We start from the raw sequence: 22,281 nt of genomic DNA, 5'->3' as shown, positions 1-22,281 counted from the left end.
AGAATCAACTCCCCCCTAAGGAATGCTGGCTTTTTCGAAACCATCGATCGATAAACACGGCGACAACCGTTGTAATGACCGAAGCAATAATCGTACTAACAACAATCTCTGTTGGAGCCAAGGAATCGTATTCCATTCGAATGGCAATCACCGTTGTTGGTACCAATGTAATGCTGGAGGTATTGATAATCAAAAAGGTGATCATCGCCGGGCTTGCTTTATCGGATTTACTTATTTTCTTCATTTCTTCCATTGCTTTAATGCCCATGGGAGTCGCGGCATTGCCCAGTCCGAACAGGTTAGCTGAAAAATTGGCCAGGATATACCCCATTGCCGGATGATCTGGAGGTATATCAGGAAATAATCGCTGCACGATCGGTCTTGCCAATTTGGAGAAGCCCGCTAAGAGCCCTGCCTTCTCTGCTACTCGCATCATACCCAGCCAAAAAATCAATACACTGGAAAGACCAATCACTAAGGTGACGGCTTCACTGGCACCATCGAACAATGCCTGATTGACCTTATCCATCGTGCCATTGAACATGGCGTAGACGATTCCGATCACGGCCATCACTGCCCAAATAACATTAATCATGACGAACACCGAATAATCCTTGCCAAAAGGAAGTTTTTTCTTTTGTTGACGCTTGATATAATGCTGTTTCGGCAATAGGTTGCTCCTTCAAATAGAATACTCGTGTACCAATCTTATCAAAGGAGAGAGGCTTGGAACTGAGATAGTTGGTATAATGAATATCTTCAAGTTCTGATGCTTTTAATGGATAATAAAGATTGTCGGTAATCGCTGCGGAAAGCTCCGTGTCCGATTGCTTAATCGCAAACCGCTCTTCCTTTTGCAAGAGTTGTAAGGGATAGTTTTCAAACCCCCAATCAAATAACTGCATATGATCCTGCCAATCGTTCGGGCCATTTAAGGTAACGGCGATTAAGGTCTGATCATCTTTTTTGGCAGTTGATATAAGCGTTCGCCCCGCCGCTTTGGTATAACCAGTCTTCCCCCCCGAACTATGAGGGTATAATTGGGTTAATAATTTATTTTTGTTAATCCAAGCATAGTCTCGGGCCTTTGCTTGATAGGAGGAAGTCGCGGAAATCGTTTGATATATCTCATTTTCCATGGCATATTGTGTTAAGATTGCCATATCATAAGCAGAGGCATAGTGTGTTTCCGAATCCAACCCATGGGGATTATCAAAATGTGTATTGGTCATACCTAGCCAGCGTGCTTTCTCATTCATCAAATAGGCAAAGCCTTGCTCACTGCCGGCTACGTATTCACTAATAGCTACCGCTGCATCGTTTCCAGAACGAAGCATTAAACCATAGAGAAGATCTTCTAAGGTTACCTTGTCCTCTTTCTTTAAATAAATCGATGAACCTTCTGCATTGGTTGCATGTTCTGAGATTGGAACCTTGTCCTCTAAATGCCCGTATTCAATGGCAATGATTGCCGTCATCACTTTGGTTATGCTGGCAATTAATGTGGGCTGATCGGCTGCTTTTTCATATAATACCCTGCCAGATGATTGATCCATTAAAATAGCGTGTTCTGCAGAGACCTGCACCTCTGCTTTGACCTTGACAGGAGACAATCCAACAGTGAATGCTATTGCAATAATTAGCCAAATATAGCAGTGATTCTTTTTCTGTAAAAATGCCTTATTTTTGCCTTGACCTGATTTAAACCAGCATCCTAAACTTCGTTTCATCATATCACTCCGCTCGTATTGCCACTAGGTTTGTACCATTTTATGCAGACAAGCTGTAGATATGTCACTAATCTTTGATTCTTACCATATGGAAAACCGAGAAGCGTGCTTGCTTCTCGGTTTCGATAGCTACTTTCTGAGTACCGTATATACCATTACTATTCCAGCATATATTTTTATAGCTGTTCGTACATAACAGAAAGATCTCTATTCTCCCAGTTGAAAAGATCATCATTCGGTAACTTTCATACTTTTATCTTCCTAAGAATCTTCACTCTGACTCTGCAGCTGCTCCACGACAAGCTCTGCTGCTTTTTCAACAACTGTATCATCAAAATCTGCCTCTTCTTTATCTCGACTAGAAAAGATGGAGATGACAATCGGTGCCTGATGATCAGATGGCCATACAACAGCAATATCATTCCTTGTACCATACCCCCCTGCTCCACTCTTATCGATAACTTTCCAGCCTTCAGGTACACCAGCACGAATCAGCGTATCTCCCGCTTCATTGCCTGTCATCCAATCTATCAACAACTTCCGCTTCTCTTCAGGAAGTAAATCACTTAGCACATATTTTTGCAGACTTTCAGCAAATGCTTTCGGCGTGCTCGTATCTTTGGTATCTCCCGGTACAGCTTCATTTAAATCTGGCTCAACCCGATCTACTTCGATAGTTTCATCACCAATTTCTCGTAAATTTTCTTCCAGTCCATCTGGTCCTCCTAACTCTTTCAATAACAAATTTCCTGCTGTATTATCACTATAGCGAATAGCTGCCTCCATGACTTCTTTCAATTTCATCCCATCATCTACATGGTTCTCCGTCACTGGAGAATAAGTGACTAAATCTTCTTCCGAATATGTAATTCCTTTCTCTAAATCATCGATGGATGTGTTTTGTAAAATGGCTCCTGCTGCTAAAACTTTAAAAGTAGAAGCATAGGCAAATCTTTCATCTGCACGGTAGGCAACGGTCTGATTCGTTCCAGTATCTACCGCATATATGCCAAGTTTCGCGTCCCGTTCATCCTCCAGTTCTTTATAAGCTTCTTCACTTGAAGAGGCTTTTTCTGGAGCTTCCGAACGTTCTTCACTGCTCTCACCTCCATTAGTACAACCTGCTATTCCTATCAAAGCAATCCATAACAATAAGCTCAGACTTTTTTTATTAAAAATATGTTGCACATGTACCATTTAAAACCCTCCTAAAATTTATTGACTACAACTGTAATAACATACTACACATGTAGTCTTGATATGTCAATGTTTTTTATTCTTTCTTCTTCAACATTTGATTCCATCAGCTTGACATGCTAAAATTCATTGTATTACAAATGTAATTTAAATACGTTTTGGCAAACGTTTGTATATCAAATTACTGCAACTAAAGAATGGGGACGAAAAGAATGTTTATATCAACGCTTCTTACGGGTCTCGTTATTTCTTCCATCACAGTCGGATTTATTTTGCTGATAAGAAAACTATTCCAAAAACAATTATCAGCCAAGTGGCAGTATAACCTATGGTATTTACTGCATACTGCTTTGGTTATTCCATTTATTCCTGCTTATTTGCTACCTCCTGGTAATTTATTTCCTGCATTTATAGATAGCAGTTCTATTGAAGGCGATTCTGCTTCTCTGCATAATGGAGCAACCGAAGCCAGTGAAACAAACACTAATTGGATGCAGGATTTTTCCGTAACCGTTACTCAAACGAATACGGATCTGTTAAATGGTTTTGCCATCGGTATATGGATTGCTGGTGCTCTCGTGTTGACCGTGTTTTCTATAAGTGCATGGCTTCATTTAATGAGCATTAGAAAGTCTATTAACCAAGTGGAAGATAAGGACTTGATGAACCTGTTTAAACAATCAAAACAGCAATTAAATATTTCAAAAAACATCACATTAGGTGTTTCAAATAAAGTACGCTCGCCCCTAACATTCGGGTTACGCAAAACCTTTATTGTCTTACCAGTAAACGTTGAGGAATGGCTATCCAAAGAGGATATCAAACATATCTTTTTGCATGAATTGAATCATATCAAATATAAGGATATACTGACGAACTATCTGATGGTATTCTTTCAAATCATCTATTGGTTCAACCCGTTGATTTGGCTAGCATTTAAAGAAATGCGCCTAGACCGTGAAATGGCATGCGATCACGCCGTATTGACAGCTTTAGGTGATCAAAGCTATAAGAAATATGGACATACCATCATTCAATTTATCGATGAATCTCCCAGATCATCGTATAATAAACTGGCCAATCAATTAAATGGATCCAAAAAACAAATCAAGAAACGTATGATCAAGATCGCTTCTTTTCAAACTGACTCTAAATTACAGCATGTTCAAAGCATCGCTATCTTTTTGTTAGTGGGATTATTTGTCAGCACACAGATTCCGCTTGCAGCAGTGATGGCAAACGACAGTAATCGCTATACGTCTTTTAGCCATGAACAGACAAACGCCGAAGATCTTAGTGCTTACTTCCAAAATTACGAGGGCAGTTTTGTTCTGTACGATCTGCAGAAGGATGCTTATCATATCTATGATAAAGAGCAGAGCACATTACGGGTTTCTCCTGATTCCACCTATAAAATTTATAGTGCTTTGTTCGGGTTAGAAGAGAATATTATCACATCAGAGCAAAACACCATGGAATGGGACGGCACTAAGCAACCATATGAACAATGGGAGAAAGAGCAAAATCTAGAAACTGCTTTAAACCATTCAGTTAACTGGTATTTTCAGAAGATAGATCAAGAAACAGGAATTGACAGCATACAATCCTACCTAAATCACATTCATTATGGAAATCAGGATGCCTCTGGAGGTCCTAAACCATATTGGCTAGAATCTTCTTTAAAGATTTCTCCAGTAGAACAAGTAGAGCTTTTACAGGCATTTGATAACAATCGCTTTGATTTTCAAGACGACCATATTCAGGCAGTCAAAAATGCATTGAAAATGGATGAAAAAGAAGGTACTGCGCTCTATGGAAAAACAGGTACAGGTAATGTGAATGGGAAAGATATCAATGGTTGGTTTGTCGGTTTTATTGAAACAGAAACAAATACCTATTACTTTGCAACGAATATACAGGATGAGGATCATGCCTCTGGAAGTATAGCAGCAGACATAACCCTAACTATTTTAAAAGATAAACAAATTTACGAGGAATAAGACTGAGGGGGGGAACATGATGGAAGAAGTACCAAGTATTTCTGAAGCAGAATGGGAAGTAATGAATGTCCTGTGGGAAAAATCACCACAAACAGCAAATGATGTGATCACTTCCCTGCAGGGGCCAAAAGATTGGAAAGCTAAAACGATACGCACATTGTTAGATCGATTAGTACAAAAAGGTGTTGCAGGTGTGAATAAAGAACAGCGGGTCTATACCTTTTATCCGCTGTATTCACAGGATAAATGCCAGCGTGCCGAAGCAGAATCCTTCATTAAGCGAATCTACGGAGGTACGGTAAAATCAATGCTTGTTCAATTCATGGAAGAAGATTCCTTATCTGAAGAGGATATTGAGGAATTAAAATCGATTTTAGATGAAAAACCGAAAAAGGAAAAATAACCTATATAAGTTGAATGAAATCATTTCTCATGGATCGGATAAGTAAACACGTCTTTAATTGCATGATTTCCTGTTAATACCTCGTTTGATCCATTCGTGTGAATGGATCAAGAACTCACACGGTTCTGGTTCAAGCAAGTTCATCAACCATAATGGAGCTTGTTATGTCACGGATGTACCATGATATAACAAGCTCCATTTAGCGAAAAAATCTTGCCCTAATTTTCCATATCTTTAAGCTGATCAAAGAATAGATCGGCTTCTTGTTCTATGTCTACCTCATCAAAGTTGTCTGGCAATGGAGGCAAATCATCGATGGAACTGAGGCCAAAATAAGTGAGAAAATCAATGGTCGTTCCAAACAATATCGGGCGGCCAATACCTTCCTTCCTTCCAACTTCCTCAATCAACGCTCTAGATATCAACGTCTGTAAAGGCCGTTCACTCTTCACTCCTCTAATTTCTTCGATCTCTGTGCGGGTAATAGGCTGCAAATAAGCGATAATAGCCAATGTTTCTAATGCCGCCTGTGAAAGCTTCGTGTGTACTTTTGTTTCTTTGAACTTTGAATAGTACTCACTATGTTCCGGTTTGGTCGTTAAAAACAGCATATTTTGTGATTCCATCAACATGATTCCACGAATCGAATGTTCATACTCAAACTTTAATTCATTTAACATGTGTTCCGCCATATCCTTATCTAGGTCTAAGACCTTGCGCAATTCATTTTTACGAATGCCTTCATCGCCCGCAGCAAAGATCAAACCTTCCATCACTGCCTTCATTTCATGAATATCCAATTTGACTACCTCCGTATTTTGTATGTTCACTCATGCTGATAAGGATAAACGATTAATTCCTCTAAGTTATTTTCCTGCTTACAGTTTATCTGTCTTTGTTTCATTAATTCTAATACAGCCATAAACGTTACCACTACAAAGGTACGGGTTTTCGTTACAAATAAATCCGTAAATAAAACAGGATGATCTACCTGATGTACCTTCGTCATGATTTCCTCCATTCGTTGCTCGATTGGGATCTCTTGTCGCTGAACAGAGGTCTCCATCGGCCGGTTCCATTTACGTCGCTCCAAGACTTTGCCAATCGCCTCTATCATATCGTACATATTAGCGCCGCCTTCTGGTAATGACTGGGTTTCATCAACCTGTAAGTCAAGAGGAGGACGCGTATGTATCTGGCTTTGTTCAGCTTCCCGTTCCTTGAGGTGCATGGCAGCTTCTTTGTATTTACGGTATTCAATTAACCGTCTCATCAAATCCTCTCGCGGATCTTCTTCATACTCCTCTTCGACTTCTACAGTAGGATTCGGCAATAATAACTTACTTTTAATCTCTAATAAAGTAGCCGCCATCACCAAATATTCGCTGGCAATATTCAATTCTAATTCCTGCATCGTATGAATGTACGTTAAATATTGAGAGGTTATCTCTGACACAGGTATATCATAAATATCGATCTCGTATTTATTAATGAGATGGAGCAATAAATCTAATGGTCCCTCAAATGATTCTAATTTTACTTGATAATGGACAGACATAACATACCTCCATGCCTTGTGAACTTCTCACCCAGTATAGCATTTTTTCTTGAAATAATACAGAATATCAGGAATAAGACGCTTTTTTGCGCAACATAAAACGCCCGAACCAGACGACATAGGACAAACGCAGTTGTGATAATGATGGTTCACCATGAGATAAACCAGACAATGCCACCACATATAAGACCGTAAAACTTTCACTGACGGCGATCTTGCTTCATATAGCAAATAGTTGATTCGTTGTTTTTTTCTCTATACAGGATAAGCGCCTATACGATTTGAGTGGATTGACATACGCTATTAGCAAGAAAGTTAAAACAAACAGAATGAGGAGGTCACTACATGTCATCTGGATACGGCGGCGGATTCGCTCTAATCGTTGTTTTGTTTATTTTGTTAATCATTGTCGGTGCAGCGTGGTGCTAATAACACGATAAAGAACCTTTGCCAGCGCAAAGGTTCTTCCTATCTTTATTCTTTAGGTGTTTCTTTACACTTTTCGAAAAATTTCCTAGTGACATCATTTGCAACCAATTTATAAGGAGAACCATAATGCTTCTGCAATTCGTCCACCATTTTCTTCCCGATTCCTGAATTGCGATGCGACGGTGTTACACTGATATGCTGAATAATTGCTTGATGGTTGTCTTGGTCAAGCCTTACCCCTATAGCACCAAGCACATCGTCCCCTTCTTTCCAAAGAAACAGCTGCCAATCCTCGTTCACTTCATACTCCTGAATGGTATCTTGCAACTTCTTAACCTCTTTTTCAGCAGGCATAAACGAAAGTAAACCCATGGCTATCTTTTCTGATCGTTTCTTAAAACGTATTAACATATTGAATCCCTCATTATTCATAACAATTCATCCATAGCTATGTTATGTTTTGATCTAAAAAGTCGTTACTAGTACTGTGTGTTACAAAAGCTCGACATTCGATGCTTCCTTTTTTGGACTTTTTGAACATCCTCTATTATATCCAATTACTATGGTGAAAATACGATACCAAACCAATAATAACTACCCCAGGCGATACTTATTAACAAGAGAATGGTAAATAGTAATATATTTTTCTTGCGCAAGGTGCACACTTCCTTTAGGGTGCATTTTATTGCTGATTACAGACAATGAAGCTTCATTGTTGAATGAATTGGACAAACAGAGGTCGTCCATCATTCTTTCAACCTTTCACCTTACCATATTATAACGCCTTTCAGATGTCAATACTATTTATTGTTCTTTTATACTTCTGAAACTCTTACTGTTTTCATGGCATCTCCTTGACGGATACGTAATACGGTATCTAGTCCTTCTGTTACTTGACCAAAAACCGTATGCACACCATCTAAATGAGGCTGTGGTTCATGAACAAGGAAAAATTGACTTCCACCCGTATCTTTACCAGCATGTGCCATAGATAGTGATCCAGCCACGTGTTTATGTGGATTACCTTCTGTTTCACATTTAATCGTATAGCCTGGTCCACCCATTCCTGTACCTGTTGGATCACCGCCCTGTGCAACAAAGCCAGGGATCACCCGGTGAAAGATAACACCATCGTAAAAGTTCTCATTTGCTAATTTCTCAAAATTGGCTACGGTATTCGGTGCAGCCTCTTCATATAGTTCTATCACAATTCTTTCACCATTTTCAAATTCGATAATTGCTTGTTTCATTTTCTTTTCCCCCTATTCGTATGATAGATCGTTTTGCACCATATCTTCATACGATTCTCGTTTAATCACTAGTTGGTCTTGTCCATTCTCTACAAATATAACGGCTGGCTTTGGAAATCGGTTATAGTGGCTTGACATAGAATAACCATAGGCACCCGTTGAAAAAACGGCTAATATATCCCCAGCTTCTGTCTCGGGTAATGCGATATCCCATATTAACATATCTCCCGATTCACAGCATTTCCCTGCTATTGACACCTCTTCTTCTTCTGTTGCATTCATTTTATTCGCAATAACGGCGTCATATTTCGCTTGATAAAGGGCTGGCCTCAGGTTATCCGTCATCCCACCATCAACGGAAACATACTTACGTACATGAGGTATTTCCTTTATTGATCCAATCGAATAGAGCGTTACACCGGCATCGCCAACAATAGATCGGCCTGGTTCTATCCATATCTCTGGCAATGGCAGCTGGTAGGTTTCTACCTGTTCTTTTACCTTATCAACCAGTGCTCTAACGTAATTAGGACGCGGTAGTGGTTTATCCTCATCGGTATAGTGAATACCAAAACCTCCACCTAAATTGATTACTTCTGCAACATAACCATGCTGTTGTTTCCAATCATGTAAGGTTTGGAACAGCCGTGCCACTGCCAAGGTAAATCCATCGGTTTCAAATATTTGTGAACCAAGATGACAATGTAGTCCTTTCAGATCGATGGAATCTATTTCCTTAAGCTGCTTCATAGCTTCTTCGGCCTGTCCATTGGTTAAATCAAAGCCGAATTTTGAATCCTCATTACCAGTCAGAATATAATCATGGGTGTGTGCCTCAATACCTGGCGTAACTCGAATAAGGACCTCCATTGTTTTCTGCTGTTCCTTTAATACTTGCTGTAATAAATGAATTTCATGGAAATTATCGACGACAATACAGCCGATATTGTTGGTAACGGCCATTGAAATTTCCTGATAACTTTTATTATTACCATGCATATGTATTTTTTTAACAGGAAATCCGGCCTGAATGGCTGTGTATAACTCCCCTTGGGAAACAACATCCAGACTAAGCTGTTCCTGCTTGGCGACTTGGATCATCGAAATAGCAGAGAATGCTTTACTTGCATAAGCAACCTGAGCTTGTACGCCTAGCTCTTTAAAGGTTTCTACAAAAGCCCGTGCATTATTCCGTACTTTATTTATATCATATACGAACAAAGGCGTGCCATATTTTTTTGCTAATTCTACACTATCTAAACCATTAATAAGTAAATGGCCTTGTTCATTTGTCTGAGCGTCATGCTGCATTCTACCACCTGCTTTCTCTGTCTCTTTATTTAGATATCAAACAAAAATCCCCCATCCCTATCTTGTCCCATGGAAAGACAGGTTGACAAGGGATACATCCGATTTGAAAATCCCCACCATTAGTGATGGGTTAAAACAGCCATATACTGCCCATTGTCCCGCCAAGCGGTTGACACTAGGAACAATGGGTAGCACTTTCGACCGTTGCTACTAAATAGTTTGTAAGCTCATAAAGTATAAAATAAATTTATCATAGGCTTTCGTTTAGTTCAAGTTTTACTTTCTAAGTTATGCTTGTTTTTGTGTATTTTTTGTACGAACAATACTTGGCCTCGATTTGGATAGCGGCATTGCTACTCGGAACATAATCTGCCACATTGCTTTCGCATTAAATGGAATAAACGGCCATAAATAAGGAGTTTGCAACGATTTTTTTGCTGCTAAAAACAAAATAAATAACGTAATACCTAACATGAAACCAGTTACTTGAAAAAGGGCAGTCACGATGACTAAGGTTAATCGGATGATTTTATTAGCGACACTGAGTTCATAACTTGGTGTGGTGAAAGAACCAATAGCACTAATTGAAACATAAAGAATGACCTCGGAACTAAATAGTCCAACTTCGATCGCAATTTCCCCGATTAATACAGCGGCAATCAACCCCATTGCTGTTGATAACGGGGTCGGGGTGTGAATCGCCGCCATACGCAGGAACTCAATCCCGATATCGGCCATTAAAATCTGCACCACAATCGGAACATTTCCTACTTCGTTCGGACCGATAAACTGTAATTGTTCAGGTAGCAAGGTAGGTTCTAATACCACCAGTAGCCATAACGGCAGTAAAAACAACGAAGCAAAGATGCCCATAAATCGAACCCAGCGCACAAACGTCCCTACGGCAGGTGACTCACGATATTCTTCTGCATGCTGTACGTGGTGAAAGAAAGTGGTTGGCACAATGATCATGCTGGGAGAAGTGTCCACCATGATAAGTACGTGTCCCTCAAACAAGTGAGCTGCAGCCACATCCGGACGTTCGGTATATCTCACTAACGGATATGGATTCATACCTTGGTGCACCAAATATTCTTCCACTGTTTTATCAGCCATCGAGAGTCCATCTACTTTAATCTGTCCGAGTTCATTTTTAATTAATTCGATCAAACCAATATCTGCTACATCCTGTATATAAGATATACAGATATCCGTTTTAGATCGTTCCCCTACTTGAAGCATCTCATGACGCAGCCTTTCATCACGTATTCTTCTCCTAGTCAGGGCCGTATTCTCAATGATATTCTCCGTGTAGCCATCCCTTGAACCGCGAACTACCTTTTCTGTGTCTGGCTCCTCAGGTGTTCGGCCAGGATAATGTCTAACATCGACAATAAAACATTCTTCTTGGTCATCAGCAAAAATAACCAATAAACCTGACAGCATTTGATCGACTGCCTCATCCATTGTTTTAGCCTTCTCCACCTGCTGATGTACAATTCGATTATTCAGCTCTTGATAGAGATCGCTGTTTACTTCTTCCTCATCATTTATGGAAACCAGTTTCTTAATCACTTCGATAACAAATTCATCATCGACTAAGCCTGTAACATAATATAGCTGGACCTTCCTTTTTAAGACAATCAACTCGCGAAATCCGATGTCAAAGGATACATCAATCCCAAGGTGATTTGTTAAATATTGTTGATTTTTTGTAATCGAGCGATCAATTTTTTTCATAAATAACGTCCTTTTTAGATAATTTCAACAAATAAAAGCCAATGAAAGAGAGAACCGATAATCTTTCCTATGACAATGGCCATTAATAGCCATAATAATTCTTTATCGATACCAAGTCGTTTCATCAATATGGGGAAAACATTCAATACTTCCGTTAATGCAGCGGCCAGCATGCCAATAAATATGCCATGTAGCAATCCCCATAAACTGAGCAACGGCAATGGCAAAGCAATCGTCCAGTCTGTAAAGGTAAAATAAGTACCTAACAGTGCACCGATAATCACGCTGAATTGATAAGCAGGCAAACTTTGATGCGATTTACTCAGTTGAATAAGCCTGGGAATAATACCCAATACCGTTAAAAAGGCTACAAACCCTGAACCGACTACTAATCCCGAGCCAAGTCCTATTAGTATTTGTGCACTAATAAGGATTAATTCAGACATCACGGTGTTTGTTCAGTCCATTTTCATGCTGTACTACATATTGATCAAGGTCCTGTTGATAATTGAATACTTCAATTTCCAGCGGACTTGGTTCTTCATTGAATCGTTTTTTGAAGATGTGATTAAAGAACAATATCATCCCCAAGCCCAGTCCGAAGGAATACGGAATTTGCAACCAAAGTGGTTTGTTCACCTTTTCACCGGTCAACAAGTAATAAATACCTTGATGGACTTCTTCCATGCTGACATCATAATGGAAATTAATAATCGCCATGGCGGAACCCACACACATAAGCAGCCATATAAAGGCGATTAACAAAATAGGTACTTTTTTTGTTTGTTTTTTCACTTCAATAATCACTTGATTTGCACCTAATAATTCAATGGTGAGCAAGGGATATGCCTGCACCAAAACTTCCAACAACTGAAATCCATCTATTACCGATATGCTTTTGTCTGCTTCCGTGATGTGATAGATAGGTAAGTCCTTCAGATCGGTTAAATAATCGATATTTCCTGTGATAAAGGCGATATCTTTTAAGTAAATTTGCTGGTCTTTTTCTGCCGATATTTTCTTTTTGAGACGGACATATACTTTATCCTCGGCCATATAACATCATCCTTTAAATGGTTTATCTTAGTATGATGAAGATGTGGGAAATTCATGCATGCAAGATCGATTGAAAAATGTTTTTGGGAGGCTCTTTTATCTGCTATCGATCGATATAGTGGATGATGTTAAGTAGTTCGCTTTTCTGAGTGATGAGCTTGATCGTTTTATCTGTGCGAAACAAGCGCTGCGGGAATATGGCTCAACAATGGTTATCACTGCGAGCATGAAGCATTCTAGATACTGCAAGGCATGTATCGCCTTATGACTTTTATATTGGAAACATAGGAGGTATCACAGTGATTGATCCATGCAAAAATCATTGCACCTACCATAAAATAGATAACTTATAAAATGGTTCTTGTGACGATATAAGTTGAACGAATAAATATAACAAAACGTGTGACAAGCAAGTTTTTGCTCGCATGATTTCCTGCTAATACCTCGTTTGATCCATTTACGCAGTATGATGAGATAATCACACGAATGGATCAAGAACACATAGCAGATGCATGAGAATTTATTTCACTCAACTGATATAGAACGATGATGGTGAAGGAAGTTTTATTTCTTAGCCTCAGCAAAAAATCAAGCATACAAACAGGATTTCGTATCAGATCACCGTCATGCTAATTCTTGCTAGAAGTGTGGAATTATTATTCCTTAGCGTAGACCAATCACCTAGACGGGTAAGTCATTCGCAGGTTAAACCCATGACGTCCAGTCACAACACCTGCACTTTACATTTCCTGTACATTGCGGCATGAGCGGAAGTTCCACTTGAAAAAGCAATGGTAAGGCCACTTTATCGGTATTTATCAGAGGTGGTGATTTTTTAGTGCATTGGCATGGATTCCATTTCAATTATTTGGCCCCCGTTTAAAGAGCTAAACCGCTTCATAGGTGAATTTTACAAACAAAAAAATCGAACATAGACTCCTTTCGAGGAGCACTGTCCGATTTTTTCTAGCGGAACATGTTAGGTTAGCATTTCTGTTTTTATTTTATCCAAAATCTTTTTTTCGATCCGTGACACTTGCACTTGTGATATGCCCAATCGATCCGCTACTTCGGTTTGGGTTTGGTCCTTGTAATAGCGTAAATAGACGATTAATCGCTCCCGTTGATCTAAGTCATTGATAATCTGTTCAATAGAAAGTCTATCAAACCAGTTATCATTCATATCTGCAATTTGATCTAGTAAGGTGATGGGATCACCATCATTTTCATAAACCGTTTCGTGTATCGATTGCGGCTTTTTGATGGCTTCTTGTGCATGAATTACATCTTCTGGCGTCAGCTCCAGTTCATCGGCAATTTCTTGAATCGTAGGTGCCCTTGAGAATTGCTTCGTAAGCTCGTCTTGCGCCTTTCTGATCTTATTTCCAATCTCCTTCAATGATCGGCTTACCTTCAAACTTCCATCATCGCGAATAAATCGTTGAATTTCACCAATAATCATCGGTACCGCATAAGTTGAGAATTTCACCTCGTAACTCAAGTCAAACTTATCAATTGATTTAAGCAAACCAATACAGCCAATTTGAAACAAGTCATCTTGATCATAACCTCTATTCAAAAATCGCTGTACAACAGACCAAACTAATCGTATATTCTTTTCAACGAGGATGGCTTTGGCTTCTTCATCGCCTTTTTGACTCAATTGAATATATTGTTTGACCTCATGATCACTTAATGGTGATGTCTTTGACATTTGTGTTTTCATAGGCATCACCTACTTACACATGCTCTTGATGGTTTGAAATTGTTTGGTCATATTTATTTTTGTACCTTCTCCTGGATGGGATGTAATGCTAATACGATCCATGAAATTCTCCATAATGGTAAAACCCATCCCCGAACGCTCTAATTCTGGTTTGGAGGTATACAAAGGCTCTTTGGCTAAATCAACATTATCAATCCCGATTCCTTCATCAGCGATGGTTATTGATAAAAAATCATCCGTTAACGAACAACGAATATAAATATCTTGATTGGGATCATCTTCATATCCATGAATAATTGCATTGGTAACTGCTTCAGATACGACTGTTTTGATTTCGGTTAATTCATCCATATTAGGATCGATCTGCGAGACGAAGGAGGCTACGGCAATACGTGCAAAGGACTCATTGGCACTAATACTCTTAAACTTCAGTTCCATTGCATTATTCATGACGCCACCCCCAAACTGGTTAATGCGAAATGTTCATCTGCTTCTAACCGGACAATCTTAAAGAGGCCCGACATATTGAATAATCGTTTGACGGGCGGATTGACGGAACAGACGATCATTTCGCCACCAATTTGTTTAATTTCCTTATAACGGCCTAATACCACGCCCAAACCAGAACTATCCATAAAATGGAGTTTATTCAAATTAAGTACGACATGTTTAATGTTGCCTGTTTGTATTCTTTGTTGCCACTCTAATTTCAGCTTGGCAGCGGAATGATGATCCAATTCACCATCTAATCGAACAATTAAGACATCCTCCATAACTGAAAATTGTGATTGTAATTGCATGATAGTTCCCTCCCATTTTTTTCGATAACTCTTTTTTCTATTTTTCATTCGTATAATCCTGCCACCTGACAAAACTAGAAACTATTCGGCGAAACTAGTAATGATTCGACTTTATTTCTCTTTCACTCCATACATTCCTATTACAAGTGAAAAAAGGAACGAAAGGTACGTTTAAATAACTGAAATAAATTAGCCTGCTCCATATCCTCTAATAAAACCAAATCCGTTTCGCTTAATACTTCTTCTCCATTTTTTACCACAAGTTTACCCACGGTTGTCCCCTTCGTCAGCGGTAAGTGGATATCTTGATCGATGGTAATTTGTGTGTCCATATTATCCATATTTGTACCTTTGGCATATAGAATCGATACACTGTCGCTCGTAGCAACATCCACCTTATTTTTATCTGCCTTTAGCCATTCAAACGACGTAACAACTTGATCCTTTTCAAAGAGAGACTTGGTTTGATATTGTGAATAAGCATAATTCAGCAGCTCAGTCACATCACTGTTGCGGTTTTTGGTATTATCTGACCCCATTACCACCGCAATCGTGCGCATACCATTTTTTTCTGCGGTTGCCGTTAAGCAGTATTTTGCTTCATTGGTATAACCGGTCTTTAAACCATCTACACCATCATAAAATTTAACTAGTTTATTAGTGTTCACCAACCAGAACTCATCTTCTGTTCCTTCCCGCAAATAATCCTCATAGATACCGGTATACTCGGTAATCTCCTGATGTTTCAACAAGGCCTTTGCCATAACTGCCATATCATGCGCCGTACTGTAATGATCATCTGCAGGCAAGCCTGTGGCATTTTGAAATTTGGTTGATGTCAAACCAAGTTCTTTTACTCTGGCATTCATTTTTTTTACGAAGGCTTCTTCGCTGCCTGCAATCCGCTCAGCCATTGCGACACTTGCATCATTTCCAGAAGCAACAGCAATCCCCTTTAGCAGATCATGTACGGTCATTTCTTCTCCAGCTTCTAAAAATATTTGCGAACCTCCCATAGAAGCTGCATGTTCACTCACTTGCACCGTTTCCGTTAACGTAATTTGTCCATCTGCCAGTGCTTCCATAATTAATAACATCGTCATAATCTTTGTCATACTTGCTGGAGGAAGCTTTTCCTCTGCATTTTTATCGTAAAGGATGGTTCCTGTATCCCTTTCCATTAAGATAGCTGACGTGGAGTGAGTGGCTAACTCTAGATTCTCTTCTTCCTTTTCGGCCGTCTCTTGCTGGGCTAATGCCATATTTGGAATGGATAGAAGCAGTAGCATGATGCATATGAAACGGATGATTGACTTTTTCAATCGATTCACCTCCAGAATAGTAACATCTCTATTTTTTCCAAATAAAACTAGAAATATAACTAGAAGTGCAAAAATCAGTAGAAAAGATCGTCACATAAAACGGGGATCAGATGAATTTTCTTAGAGGAGGTCATTCTACTAAGAAAATCGGGTGAAAAGCATCCTGAGCCTTTATCGCAAAACCAAGTCACTGCCGCTAAGTTAGGTGATGTCACGTTGCCCATGGGTAGGCTCCGCGTTCATGGGTTTGATTTGCAAGGTAAAACGCTTTCCCATCCCTATGTCCCTTTATTGCTAACAAAAAAAGAAGACAGGTCTGCTCTATCAGCAGCTGCCTTCTTGTTACAATAATATCTAAGTTAGTTGATGAAAAATGTTAGCTTACTTCACTACCCGGTAAATCATTTGTCTTGGTTCAGCAGGGCTTTGGGAAATAGTATAGGCTTGTTTGACAATCTCGCCTACTTCGTCTGCTTGATCCTTGTTACTGTGCAAAATGGCTAATGTATCTCCTTTTACAATAGAATCACCGATTTTCTTTTTCAAGGTAATGCCTACGCTATGATCAATCGTATCTTCTTTTGTGGCACGGCCAGCTCCTAAATGCATGGCCGCCAGACCGATTTTCTCTGCTGCCATCTCGTGAATATAACCATCTGTATGTGCCTTCACCTCTATATTATAAGAAGGTTGAGGAAGAAGGTTGAAATCATCGATAAACGCGGAATCTCCACCTTGTGCTTCGATAAAATCTTTGAAGCAGGCTAGTGCTTCACCATTATCCAGTTTTGCTTCTAAGGCTTGTACAGCAGTGTCATAATGATCATAAATACCTGCAATTAAGGTCATTTGAGCTGCTAACTCAACTGCTAATTCACGAAGGTCCGCAATCTTCTCTCCTTGTAATACCTGCACCGCTTCTTTTACCTCATTCGCATTGCCAACCTCGAATCCAAGTGGCTGATTCATATCACTAATCACCGCTATAGTTTGTCTGCCTAATTGGTTTCCAATGGTAACCATCGCTTCCGCCAATCGCTGAGAATCTTCTAATGACTTCATAAAAGCCCCTGAACCAGTTTTGACATCCAAAACAATGCCATCTGCTCCTGAGGCAATCTTTTTACTCATAATGGAACTGGCGATTAACGGGATGGAATCGACTGTTGCTGTTACATCTCTAAGGGCGTACAGCTTTTTATCTGCCGGTGCAAGATTACCAGTCTGACCGACAACAGCTAGTTTGTGACGATTCACATTATCAATAAATTGCTGATTGGTTAACTCCACTTTAAAACCTGTGATCGATTCCAATTTATCAATGGTTCCGCCTGTATGACCCAGCCCCCGGCCAGACATTTTCGCAACAGGGATGCCAGCAGCTCCTACTAATGGTCCGACAATAAAGGTCGTTTTATCGCCTACACCACCTGTTGAATGCTTATCAACCTTATGCCCTTGAATGGAACTCAAATCAATCGTGTCACCGGATGCAACCATATACTTCGTTAGATAAGCTATTTCTTCTTGCGACATGTCCTGATAATAAATGGCCATTAACAAAGCGGATACTTGATAATCGGGGATACTCTCATCTAAATAACCTTCAATAAAGTAGGCAATTTCTTGTTCAGACAAACTTTCGCCATTTCGTTTTCGTTCAATAATATCAATCATGCGCATGGTCAGATCCCCCTCTTTATTGGATATCTTTCAGAAAACTGGTTCCATATTCTGGCATTTTCACTGCAAAATTTTCAGCAATCGTTGCACCTATGTCAGCAAATGTTTTTCGTATGGGCAGGTTCTTTCCTTCTGTGATACCTTGATGATATATCAACAGTGGTACATATTCTCTCGTATGATCGGTACCGTGATGTGTTGGGTCATTACCATGATCAGCGGTTATGATTAATAGATCATCCTCTTTCAGCTTATCAAGCACTTCTGGTAAACGTTGATCAAATGTCTCTAACGCCTCCGCATATCCGTCTGGGTTACGTCGGTGTCCATATTTTGCATCGAAATCGACAAGATTTAAGAAATTTAGTCCATGAAACGGCTTATCCATCGATTGGATGAATTTTTCCATTCCGTCATCATTACCTGATGTTCGAATTGCTTCCGTTACCCCTTCTCCATCATAGATATCCGAGATTTTACCTAAGGCAATGACATCATAATTTTCATCCTCTAGTGCATTCATCACCGTATAACCAAATGGTTTGAGCGCATAATCGTGGCGGTTAGCCGTCCGTTCAAAATTTCCAGGTTCGCCAACAAACGGCCTAGCAATAACCCTGCCAATCATATATTTTTCTTCTTTGGTTATTTCCCTGCAGTACTCACAAATATCGTACAGTTCATTAACCGGAATAATGTCTTCATGCGCAGCAATCTGTAGAACGGAATCGGCAGAGGTATAAATGATTAAATCACCTGTTTCCATGTGCTGTTGCCCCAATTCCTTGATAATTTCCGTCCCTGAGGCGGGTTTATTACCGATCACTTTACGATTGGTTTTCTGCTCGATCCTGTCAATCAGTTCCTTAGGAAACTGTTCAAAGGTTCGAAATGGTGTCTCCATATAAAGGCCCATAATTTCCCAATGCCCGGTCATTGTATCCTTGCCATTGGAAGCCTCTTGCATTTTGGTATAATGCGCTTTTGGCGGCACTGCTGGAGCAACTCCTTTAATTTCTCTTATATTGCTTAGGCCTAGTTGACCGATAGCAGGCATATTTAATCCTTGTCGGTGCTCGGCAATATGACCAAGCGTATCTGCCCCGACATCATTAAATTGCTTTGCATCAGGTGCTTCACCGATACCAACAGAATCAAGTACAATCAAAAATACACGATTAAAATTTGTCATCTTTTTTCCCTCCTACTACTGCAATACCCTGTATTTACCGTTAGTATACCATATTATTTGAGACTATACGCAAGGATTTACGCATGAGCATTCGGCGAAAAGAAAAATCAAGTTCCCCCCTCCAGTCCTTTACCATAAACTCAGAGCAAGTAATAAACGGTAGTCAGCATGTTATTTTGATGATATAAGTTGAATGAAATAATAGGAGCAAAGACTTGTGTTACATGTTTTTGTTACATTTGTACGTTCAACTTATATAGTAATAAAGGACTGGGGTGGGTTTGCACAGTATTTCTTAAAAGATAAGAAAGTATAGAATTCTGAGTATGAAAGGATGTGGACCGATTTTGATCTTGAACGAATGGTGGTGCCGATAAGATGGATTATGTAAAGTAGCCCACTTTCCTTAGTGGTGAGTTTGACCGTTTTATCTGTGCAAAGCAAGCGCTCCGGAAATAAGTTCCGCTTTCCATGGGGCCGGCTTCAGCTAACTAAAAAGAAGAGCACTTTTTAGTGGATCTTCAGCTCGTCCTGGTCCCATAGGAGTCTCCACCTATTTCCTCCGCTGGGTAGCAGGACTACAATCGAATGACTGCTAAGATGAAGCGTTCCAGACACTATATTTCTGCCAATAAGAAAACCGCATAACCTTTTTCTGAGAACGGCTGGATCCTATGTTATGACTTTTATATTAGTACCGTGATCCATTACGCAGCCAAAGAATCAGTTGACGATTTTTTTCTTTTGCTACAACAGTGTCTAGGTACTTAGAACGCTTTCTCCTTGCAGAGATAACCATTGTTGTACGCCAATCTAGCGGAGGGAATAGGTGGAGACTCCTGCGAGAAAAGCGCAGTGTGAAGACCCCGCAGGAAGCGATCTTTGCTGACGAGGAGGCTGAGCCAAGCTCGCGGAAAGCGGAACCTATTTCCGGAGCGTTTCCTAGCACTGGCAAACAATCAACTTTACTACATGGAATAGATGGACTTGCCAATTTACATAATCCATCTTATCGGCAGTTCAGTGGCTACTTTTAGTTATGCGTCAAGGACCGGGCGAATTTTGCCCGGTTTTTCTTTAATGTTCTGAATAAGCTTTTGTATTCAACTACTGTAGATTTTTATATTTTGCTGAGGCAGAATGAAGAATGGAGCCTGGTAAAAGGTAGATTCCTTTTTGCCAGACTCCAAAAGTAGTGTTATGCCCTTGGATGGTGCGTTTTATAGATATCCTTTAGGCGTGTATTGGATACGTGGGTGTATATTTGTGTTGTCGAAATATCGGCATGTCCTAACATTTCCTGCACTACCCTTAAATCCGCACCGTTCTCCAATAAGTGAGTAGCAAAGGAATGGCGCAAGGTATGAGGAGAAAGCTCCTTTTCTACTCCTGCCTGTTTGGCAATCGTTTTAATAATCTTCCAGAAACCTTGTCGTGAAATCGGATTTCCATGGTGATTAACGAATACCGTTTCCGTTTGCTTTTTATGTACTAATTCCGGCCTTGCCGACTGCAAGTATTTCTCTATTGCGTCTTTGGCCATATCACCTAACGGTACAATGCGTTCTTTAGAACCTTTGCCAAAACAACGAACAAAACCCATGGTTAGATGCAGATCATTCATGGTTAACGAAATCAATTCGGTTACCCGTAATCCAGTGGCATATAATGTTTCCAGCATTGCCTTGTTTCTAATCGCAAATTTATCCACTGCCGGTATGTTTAATAACTTATCCACATCTGCCATTGACAATACTTTTGGCAGTGTGCGACCAGCCTTAGGCGTATCAATATGCAGACTAGGATCCTCTTTTATTTGATACTCTCTAATCAAAAACTGATGAAATAATCGCAAAGAAGACAATACCCTTGCAATGGTTGCAGAGGATCTGCCTTGATCATTCAAATGATATAAAAACTGCATGACTTCATGACGGGTGACTTGCTGCCAATTCTTCATCTGTCTACTTTCACGCAAAAAATCCAGGTAATTCCTTAGATCACGCTGGTATGCTTTTAACGTGTTCTCCGACAGACCTCGCTCGATGCGTAAATAATGAAAAAACTCTTCTACCGGATACTGCATTTCATCCATATTTTATTCTCCCAATCGAAAAAAAATACTCAGGCGTTTCCACATATCGGTTTCTTCCTGACTCATCACCTTTACTGCATTCCCTTGAGGAGACTCGTAACGATCTAACTTCTCATATTCACTATGAAACGCCCTTAATACATAATAAAACAATATGGTGCAGACTACAAATACTACAAAAATCTTTAGCAAATCAAGGCCTATTTTAACAACTGCATTCATGACATCTCGCTCCTAATAGAAAGGTTTATTCTAAAACATTCTCTCTATTAAAATTTATGCCATTAGATCAGAAAAATATACCTAATTTGCTGCTAATTTTTTCGCTTCACAATTTTGACAGATACGCTCTTGGCATGTTTGACAAATACCATGGAAGGTTAAACGGTGATCTTTGACAATAAAACCCCAGTCATCTTGAACAATACCTTCTACATCTCCTAATAGATCATCTGTTATTTCTTCGACAGATCCACACTCTGTACATACTAAATGATGATGGGAATGTTTCGCTCCTTCTTTTCTCAAGTCGTAGCGGGATACTCCATCACCAAAGTTTATTTTATCTACAATATCTAATTCCGTTAATAATTCCAAGGTTCGATACACCGTGGCCAGTCCTATTTCCGGTGATTTATCTTTCACCAATAAATAGACATCTTCCGCGCTTAAGTGATCTTCTTCTCGCTCTAATAATACTCTAACAGTCGCCTCACGCTGTGGTGTAAGCTTATAACTTTGTGCATGTAATTTCTTCTTGATACGGTCTAATCGATATTCCATAATAAA

General features: G+C 39.7%; 23 protein-coding genes. 3 read left to right on the top strand and 20 right to left on the bottom strand.

What is annotated here, in order from left to right:
• Positions 1–4: 4 nt before the first annotated feature.
• The 3 genes from BN6556_RS15585 to bla all read right to left on the bottom strand — a co-directional run bounded on the left by BN6556_RS15585 (position 5) and on the right by bla (position 2,927).
• Positions 5–595: a nucleoside recognition domain-containing protein gene (locus BN6556_RS15585; protein WP_066193135.1), complete on the bottom strand. Its 591-nt coding sequence runs from the start codon at positions 593–595 to the stop codon at positions 5–7.
• The gene (locus tag BN6556_RS22765) at positions 588–1,733 is read right to left on the bottom strand and encodes a D-alanyl-D-alanine carboxypeptidase family protein (RefSeq protein WP_316245332.1); all 1,146 of its coding nucleotides are present in this window, start codon (positions 1,731–1,733) and stop codon (positions 588–590) included. The genes BN6556_RS15585 and BN6556_RS22765 overlap by 8 nt, the downstream gene beginning before the upstream one ends.
• Before the next feature lie 258 nt (positions 1,734–1,991).
• Positions 1,992–2,927 (bottom strand): class A beta-lactamase, encoded by a 936-nt coding sequence (gene bla / locus BN6556_RS15575; protein WP_066193133.1) that lies wholly within the window; start codon positions 2,925–2,927, stop codon positions 1,992–1,994.
• A 212-nt stretch (positions 2,928–3,139) separates the two neighbouring features.
• On the opposite strand from bla, the gene BN6556_RS15570 reads away from it, so the two are divergent.
• Both BN6556_RS15570 and blaI read left to right on the top strand, forming a co-directional pair.
• On the top strand, positions 3,140–4,927 hold the full coding sequence (locus BN6556_RS15570; protein ID WP_066193131.1) for a BlaR1 family beta-lactam sensor/signal transducer: 1,788 nt from the start codon (positions 3,140–3,142) through the stop codon (positions 4,925–4,927).
• Positions 4,928–4,943: 16 nt separating this feature from the next.
• Entirely contained in the window at positions 4,944–5,330 is a 387-nt protein-coding gene (gene blaI, locus BN6556_RS15565; RefSeq protein WP_066193129.1) for a penicillinase repressor BlaI, read from the top strand.
• A 218-nt stretch (positions 5,331–5,548) separates the two neighbouring features.
• On the opposite strand, the gene scpB is transcribed toward blaI, so the two are convergent.
• Positions 5,549–6,130, bottom strand: coding sequence for an SMC-Scp complex subunit ScpB (gene scpB, locus BN6556_RS15560; protein ID WP_066193127.1), 582 nt, complete (start codon positions 6,128–6,130; stop codon positions 5,549–5,551).
• Positions 6,131–6,156: 26 nt separating this feature from the next.
• A complete protein-coding gene (locus BN6556_RS15555) occupies positions 6,157–6,888 on the bottom strand; it encodes a segregation/condensation protein A (RefSeq protein ID WP_066193124.1) in 732 nt (243 codons plus the stop codon).
• Positions 6,889–7,233: 345 nt separating this feature from the next.
• Between BN6556_RS15555 and BN6556_RS15550 the strand changes: the two genes are divergently transcribed.
• A complete protein-coding gene (locus tag BN6556_RS15550) occupies positions 7,234–7,317 on the top strand; it encodes a YjcZ family sporulation protein (protein WP_066193122.1) in 84 nt (27 codons plus the stop codon).
• Between the two features lie 45 nt (positions 7,318–7,362).
• On the opposite strand, the gene BN6556_RS15545 is transcribed toward BN6556_RS15550, so the two are convergent.
• The 15 genes from BN6556_RS15545 to fur form a co-directional block, all read right to left on the bottom strand.
• Positions 7,363–7,728 (bottom strand): GNAT family N-acetyltransferase, encoded by a 366-nt coding sequence (locus BN6556_RS15545; protein ID WP_066196468.1) that lies wholly within the window; start codon positions 7,726–7,728, stop codon positions 7,363–7,365.
• Positions 7,729–8,132: 404 nt separating this feature from the next.
• Positions 8,133–8,567 (bottom strand): peptidylprolyl isomerase, encoded by a 435-nt coding sequence (locus BN6556_RS15540; protein ID WP_066193120.1) that lies wholly within the window; start codon positions 8,565–8,567, stop codon positions 8,133–8,135.
• 12 nt (positions 8,568–8,579) lie between these two features.
• Positions 8,580–9,878: a diaminopimelate decarboxylase gene (lysA, locus tag BN6556_RS15535; RefSeq protein WP_066193118.1), complete on the bottom strand. Its 1,299-nt coding sequence runs from the start codon at positions 9,876–9,878 to the stop codon at positions 8,580–8,582.
• 288 nt (positions 9,879–10,166) lie between these two features.
• Complete coding sequence (locus BN6556_RS15530) at positions 10,167–11,618, bottom strand: spore germination protein (protein ID WP_066193116.1); 1,452 nt, start codon at positions 11,616–11,618, stop codon at positions 10,167–10,169.
• Between the two features lie 14 nt (positions 11,619–11,632).
• Positions 11,633–12,064: a stage V sporulation protein AB gene (locus tag BN6556_RS15525; RefSeq protein ID WP_066193113.1), complete on the bottom strand. Its 432-nt coding sequence runs from the start codon at positions 12,062–12,064 to the stop codon at positions 11,633–11,635.
• On the bottom strand, positions 12,057–12,674 hold the full coding sequence (locus BN6556_RS15520) for a stage V sporulation protein AA (RefSeq protein ID WP_066193112.1): 618 nt from the start codon (positions 12,672–12,674) through the stop codon (positions 12,057–12,059). Before BN6556_RS15520 ends, BN6556_RS15525 begins: the two co-directional genes overlap by 8 nt.
• A 979-nt stretch (positions 12,675–13,653) precedes the next feature.
• Positions 13,654–14,400 carry an RNA polymerase sporulation sigma factor SigF gene (sigF, locus tag BN6556_RS15515; protein ID WP_392388598.1) on the bottom strand — a complete coding sequence of 249 codons (747 nt, stop codon included), beginning with the start codon at positions 14,398–14,400 and terminating at the stop codon, positions 13,654–13,656.
• 9 nt (positions 14,401–14,409) lie between these two features.
• Complete coding sequence (gene spoIIAB / locus BN6556_RS15510; protein WP_066193111.1) at positions 14,410–14,850, bottom strand: anti-sigma F factor; 441 nt, start codon at positions 14,848–14,850, stop codon at positions 14,410–14,412.
• Complete coding sequence (gene spoIIAA / locus BN6556_RS15505; RefSeq protein ID WP_066193107.1) at positions 14,847–15,200, bottom strand: anti-sigma F factor antagonist; 354 nt, start codon at positions 15,198–15,200, stop codon at positions 14,847–14,849. Before spoIIAA ends, spoIIAB begins: the two co-directional genes overlap by 4 nt.
• A 140-nt stretch (positions 15,201–15,340) precedes the next feature.
• Positions 15,341–16,489 (bottom strand): D-alanyl-D-alanine carboxypeptidase family protein, encoded by a 1,149-nt coding sequence (locus tag BN6556_RS15500; protein WP_078060229.1) that lies wholly within the window; start codon positions 16,487–16,489, stop codon positions 15,341–15,343.
• A gap of 414 nt (positions 16,490–16,903) precedes the next feature.
• Positions 16,904–18,205 (bottom strand): pyrimidine-nucleoside phosphorylase, encoded by a 1,302-nt coding sequence (locus BN6556_RS15495; protein ID WP_066193104.1) that lies wholly within the window; start codon positions 18,203–18,205, stop codon positions 16,904–16,906.
• A gap of 16 nt (positions 18,206–18,221) precedes the next feature.
• Positions 18,222–19,397, bottom strand: coding sequence for a phosphopentomutase (gene deoB / locus BN6556_RS15490; protein ID WP_066193103.1), 1,176 nt, complete (start codon positions 19,395–19,397; stop codon positions 18,222–18,224).
• Between the two features lie 1,198 nt (positions 19,398–20,595).
• The gene (xerD, locus tag BN6556_RS15480; protein WP_066196461.1) at positions 20,596–21,483 is read right to left on the bottom strand and encodes a site-specific tyrosine recombinase XerD; all 888 of its coding nucleotides are present in this window, start codon (positions 21,481–21,483) and stop codon (positions 20,596–20,598) included.
• Between the two features lie 12 nt (positions 21,484–21,495).
• Entirely contained in the window at positions 21,496–21,714 is a 219-nt protein-coding gene (locus tag BN6556_RS15475; RefSeq protein WP_066193099.1) for a DUF4227 family protein, read from the bottom strand.
• 81 nt (positions 21,715–21,795) lie between these two features.
• The gene (gene fur / locus BN6556_RS15470) at positions 21,796–22,275 is read right to left on the bottom strand and encodes a ferric iron uptake transcriptional regulator (RefSeq protein ID WP_066193097.1); all 480 of its coding nucleotides are present in this window, start codon (positions 22,273–22,275) and stop codon (positions 21,796–21,798) included.
• Positions 22,276–22,281: the final 6 nt, after the last annotated feature.

The organism is Gracilibacillus timonensis (genome assembly GCF_900086715.1).
Classification (GTDB): domain Bacteria; phylum Bacillota; class Bacilli; order Bacillales; family Amphibacillaceae; genus Gracilibacillus; species Gracilibacillus timonensis.
Note: the sequence above shows the minus strand (reverse complement) of the source record. Positions and strands in the feature narration are given on the sequence as shown.

Bases quoted from the DNA above. Each gene is read 5' to 3' on its own strand.
- BN6556_RS15500 (WP_078060229.1), bottom strand. From the start codon at position 16,489: ATGCTACTGCTTCTATCCATTCCAAATATGGCATTAGCCCAGCAAGAG.
- deoB (WP_066193103.1), bottom strand. From the start codon at position 19,397: ATGACAAATTTTAATCGTGTATTTTTGATTGTACTTGATTCTGTTGGT.
- xerD (WP_066196461.1), bottom strand. From the start codon at position 21,483: ATGCAGTATCCGGTAGAAGAGTTTTTTCATTATTTACGCATCGAGCGA.
- sigF (WP_392388598.1), bottom strand. From the start codon at position 14,400: ATGAAAACACAAATGTCAAAGACATCACCATTAAGTGATCATGAGGTC.
- spoIIAB (WP_066193111.1), bottom strand. From the start codon at position 14,850: ATGAATAATGCAATGGAACTGAAGTTTAAGAGTATTAGTGCCAATGAG.
- blaI (WP_066193129.1), top strand. From the start codon at position 4,944: ATGATGGAAGAAGTACCAAGTATTTCTGAAGCAGAATGGGAAGTAATG.
- BN6556_RS15520 (WP_066193112.1), bottom strand. From the start codon at position 12,674: ATGGCCGAGGATAAAGTATATGTCCGTCTCAAAAAGAAAATATCGGCA.
- BN6556_RS15545 (WP_066196468.1), bottom strand. From the start codon at position 7,728: ATGTTAATACGTTTTAAGAAACGATCAGAAAAGATAGCCATGGGTTTA.
- spoIIAA (WP_066193107.1), bottom strand. From the start codon at position 15,200: ATGCAATTACAATCACAATTTTCAGTTATGGAGGATGTCTTAATTGTT.
- BN6556_RS15475 (WP_066193099.1), bottom strand. From the start codon at position 21,714: ATGAATGCAGTTGTTAAAATAGGCCTTGATTTGCTAAAGATTTTTGTA.
- BN6556_RS22765 (WP_316245332.1), bottom strand. From the start codon at position 1,733: ATGATGAAACGAAGTTTAGGATGCTGGTTTAAATCAGGTCAAGGCAAA.
- BN6556_RS15530 (WP_066193116.1), bottom strand. From the start codon at position 11,618: ATGAAAAAAATTGATCGCTCGATTACAAAAAATCAACAATATTTAACA.
- fur (WP_066193097.1), bottom strand. From the start codon at position 22,275: ATGGAATATCGATTAGACCGTATCAAGAAGAAATTACATGCACAAAGT.
- BN6556_RS15525 (WP_066193113.1), bottom strand. From the start codon at position 12,064: ATGTCTGAATTAATCCTTATTAGTGCACAAATACTAATAGGACTTGGC.
- lysA (WP_066193118.1), bottom strand. From the start codon at position 9,878: ATGCAGCATGACGCTCAGACAAATGAACAAGGCCATTTACTTATTAAT.
- BN6556_RS15550 (WP_066193122.1), top strand. From the start codon at position 7,234: ATGTCATCTGGATACGGCGGCGGATTCGCTCTAATCGTTGTTTTGTTT.
- bla (WP_066193133.1), bottom strand. From the start codon at position 2,927: ATGGTACATGTGCAACATATTTTTAATAAAAAAAGTCTGAGCTTATTG.
- BN6556_RS15540 (WP_066193120.1), bottom strand. From the start codon at position 8,567: ATGAAACAAGCAATTATCGAATTTGAAAATGGTGAAAGAATTGTGATA.
- BN6556_RS15570 (WP_066193131.1), top strand. From the start codon at position 3,140: ATGTTTATATCAACGCTTCTTACGGGTCTCGTTATTTCTTCCATCACA.
- BN6556_RS15495 (WP_066193104.1), bottom strand. From the start codon at position 18,205: ATGCGCATGATTGATATTATTGAACGAAAACGAAATGGCGAAAGTTTG.
- BN6556_RS15585 (WP_066193135.1), bottom strand. From the start codon at position 595: ATGATTAATGTTATTTGGGCAGTGATGGCCGTGATCGGAATCGTCTAC.
- BN6556_RS15555 (WP_066193124.1), bottom strand. From the start codon at position 6,888: ATGTCTGTCCATTATCAAGTAAAATTAGAATCATTTGAGGGACCATTA.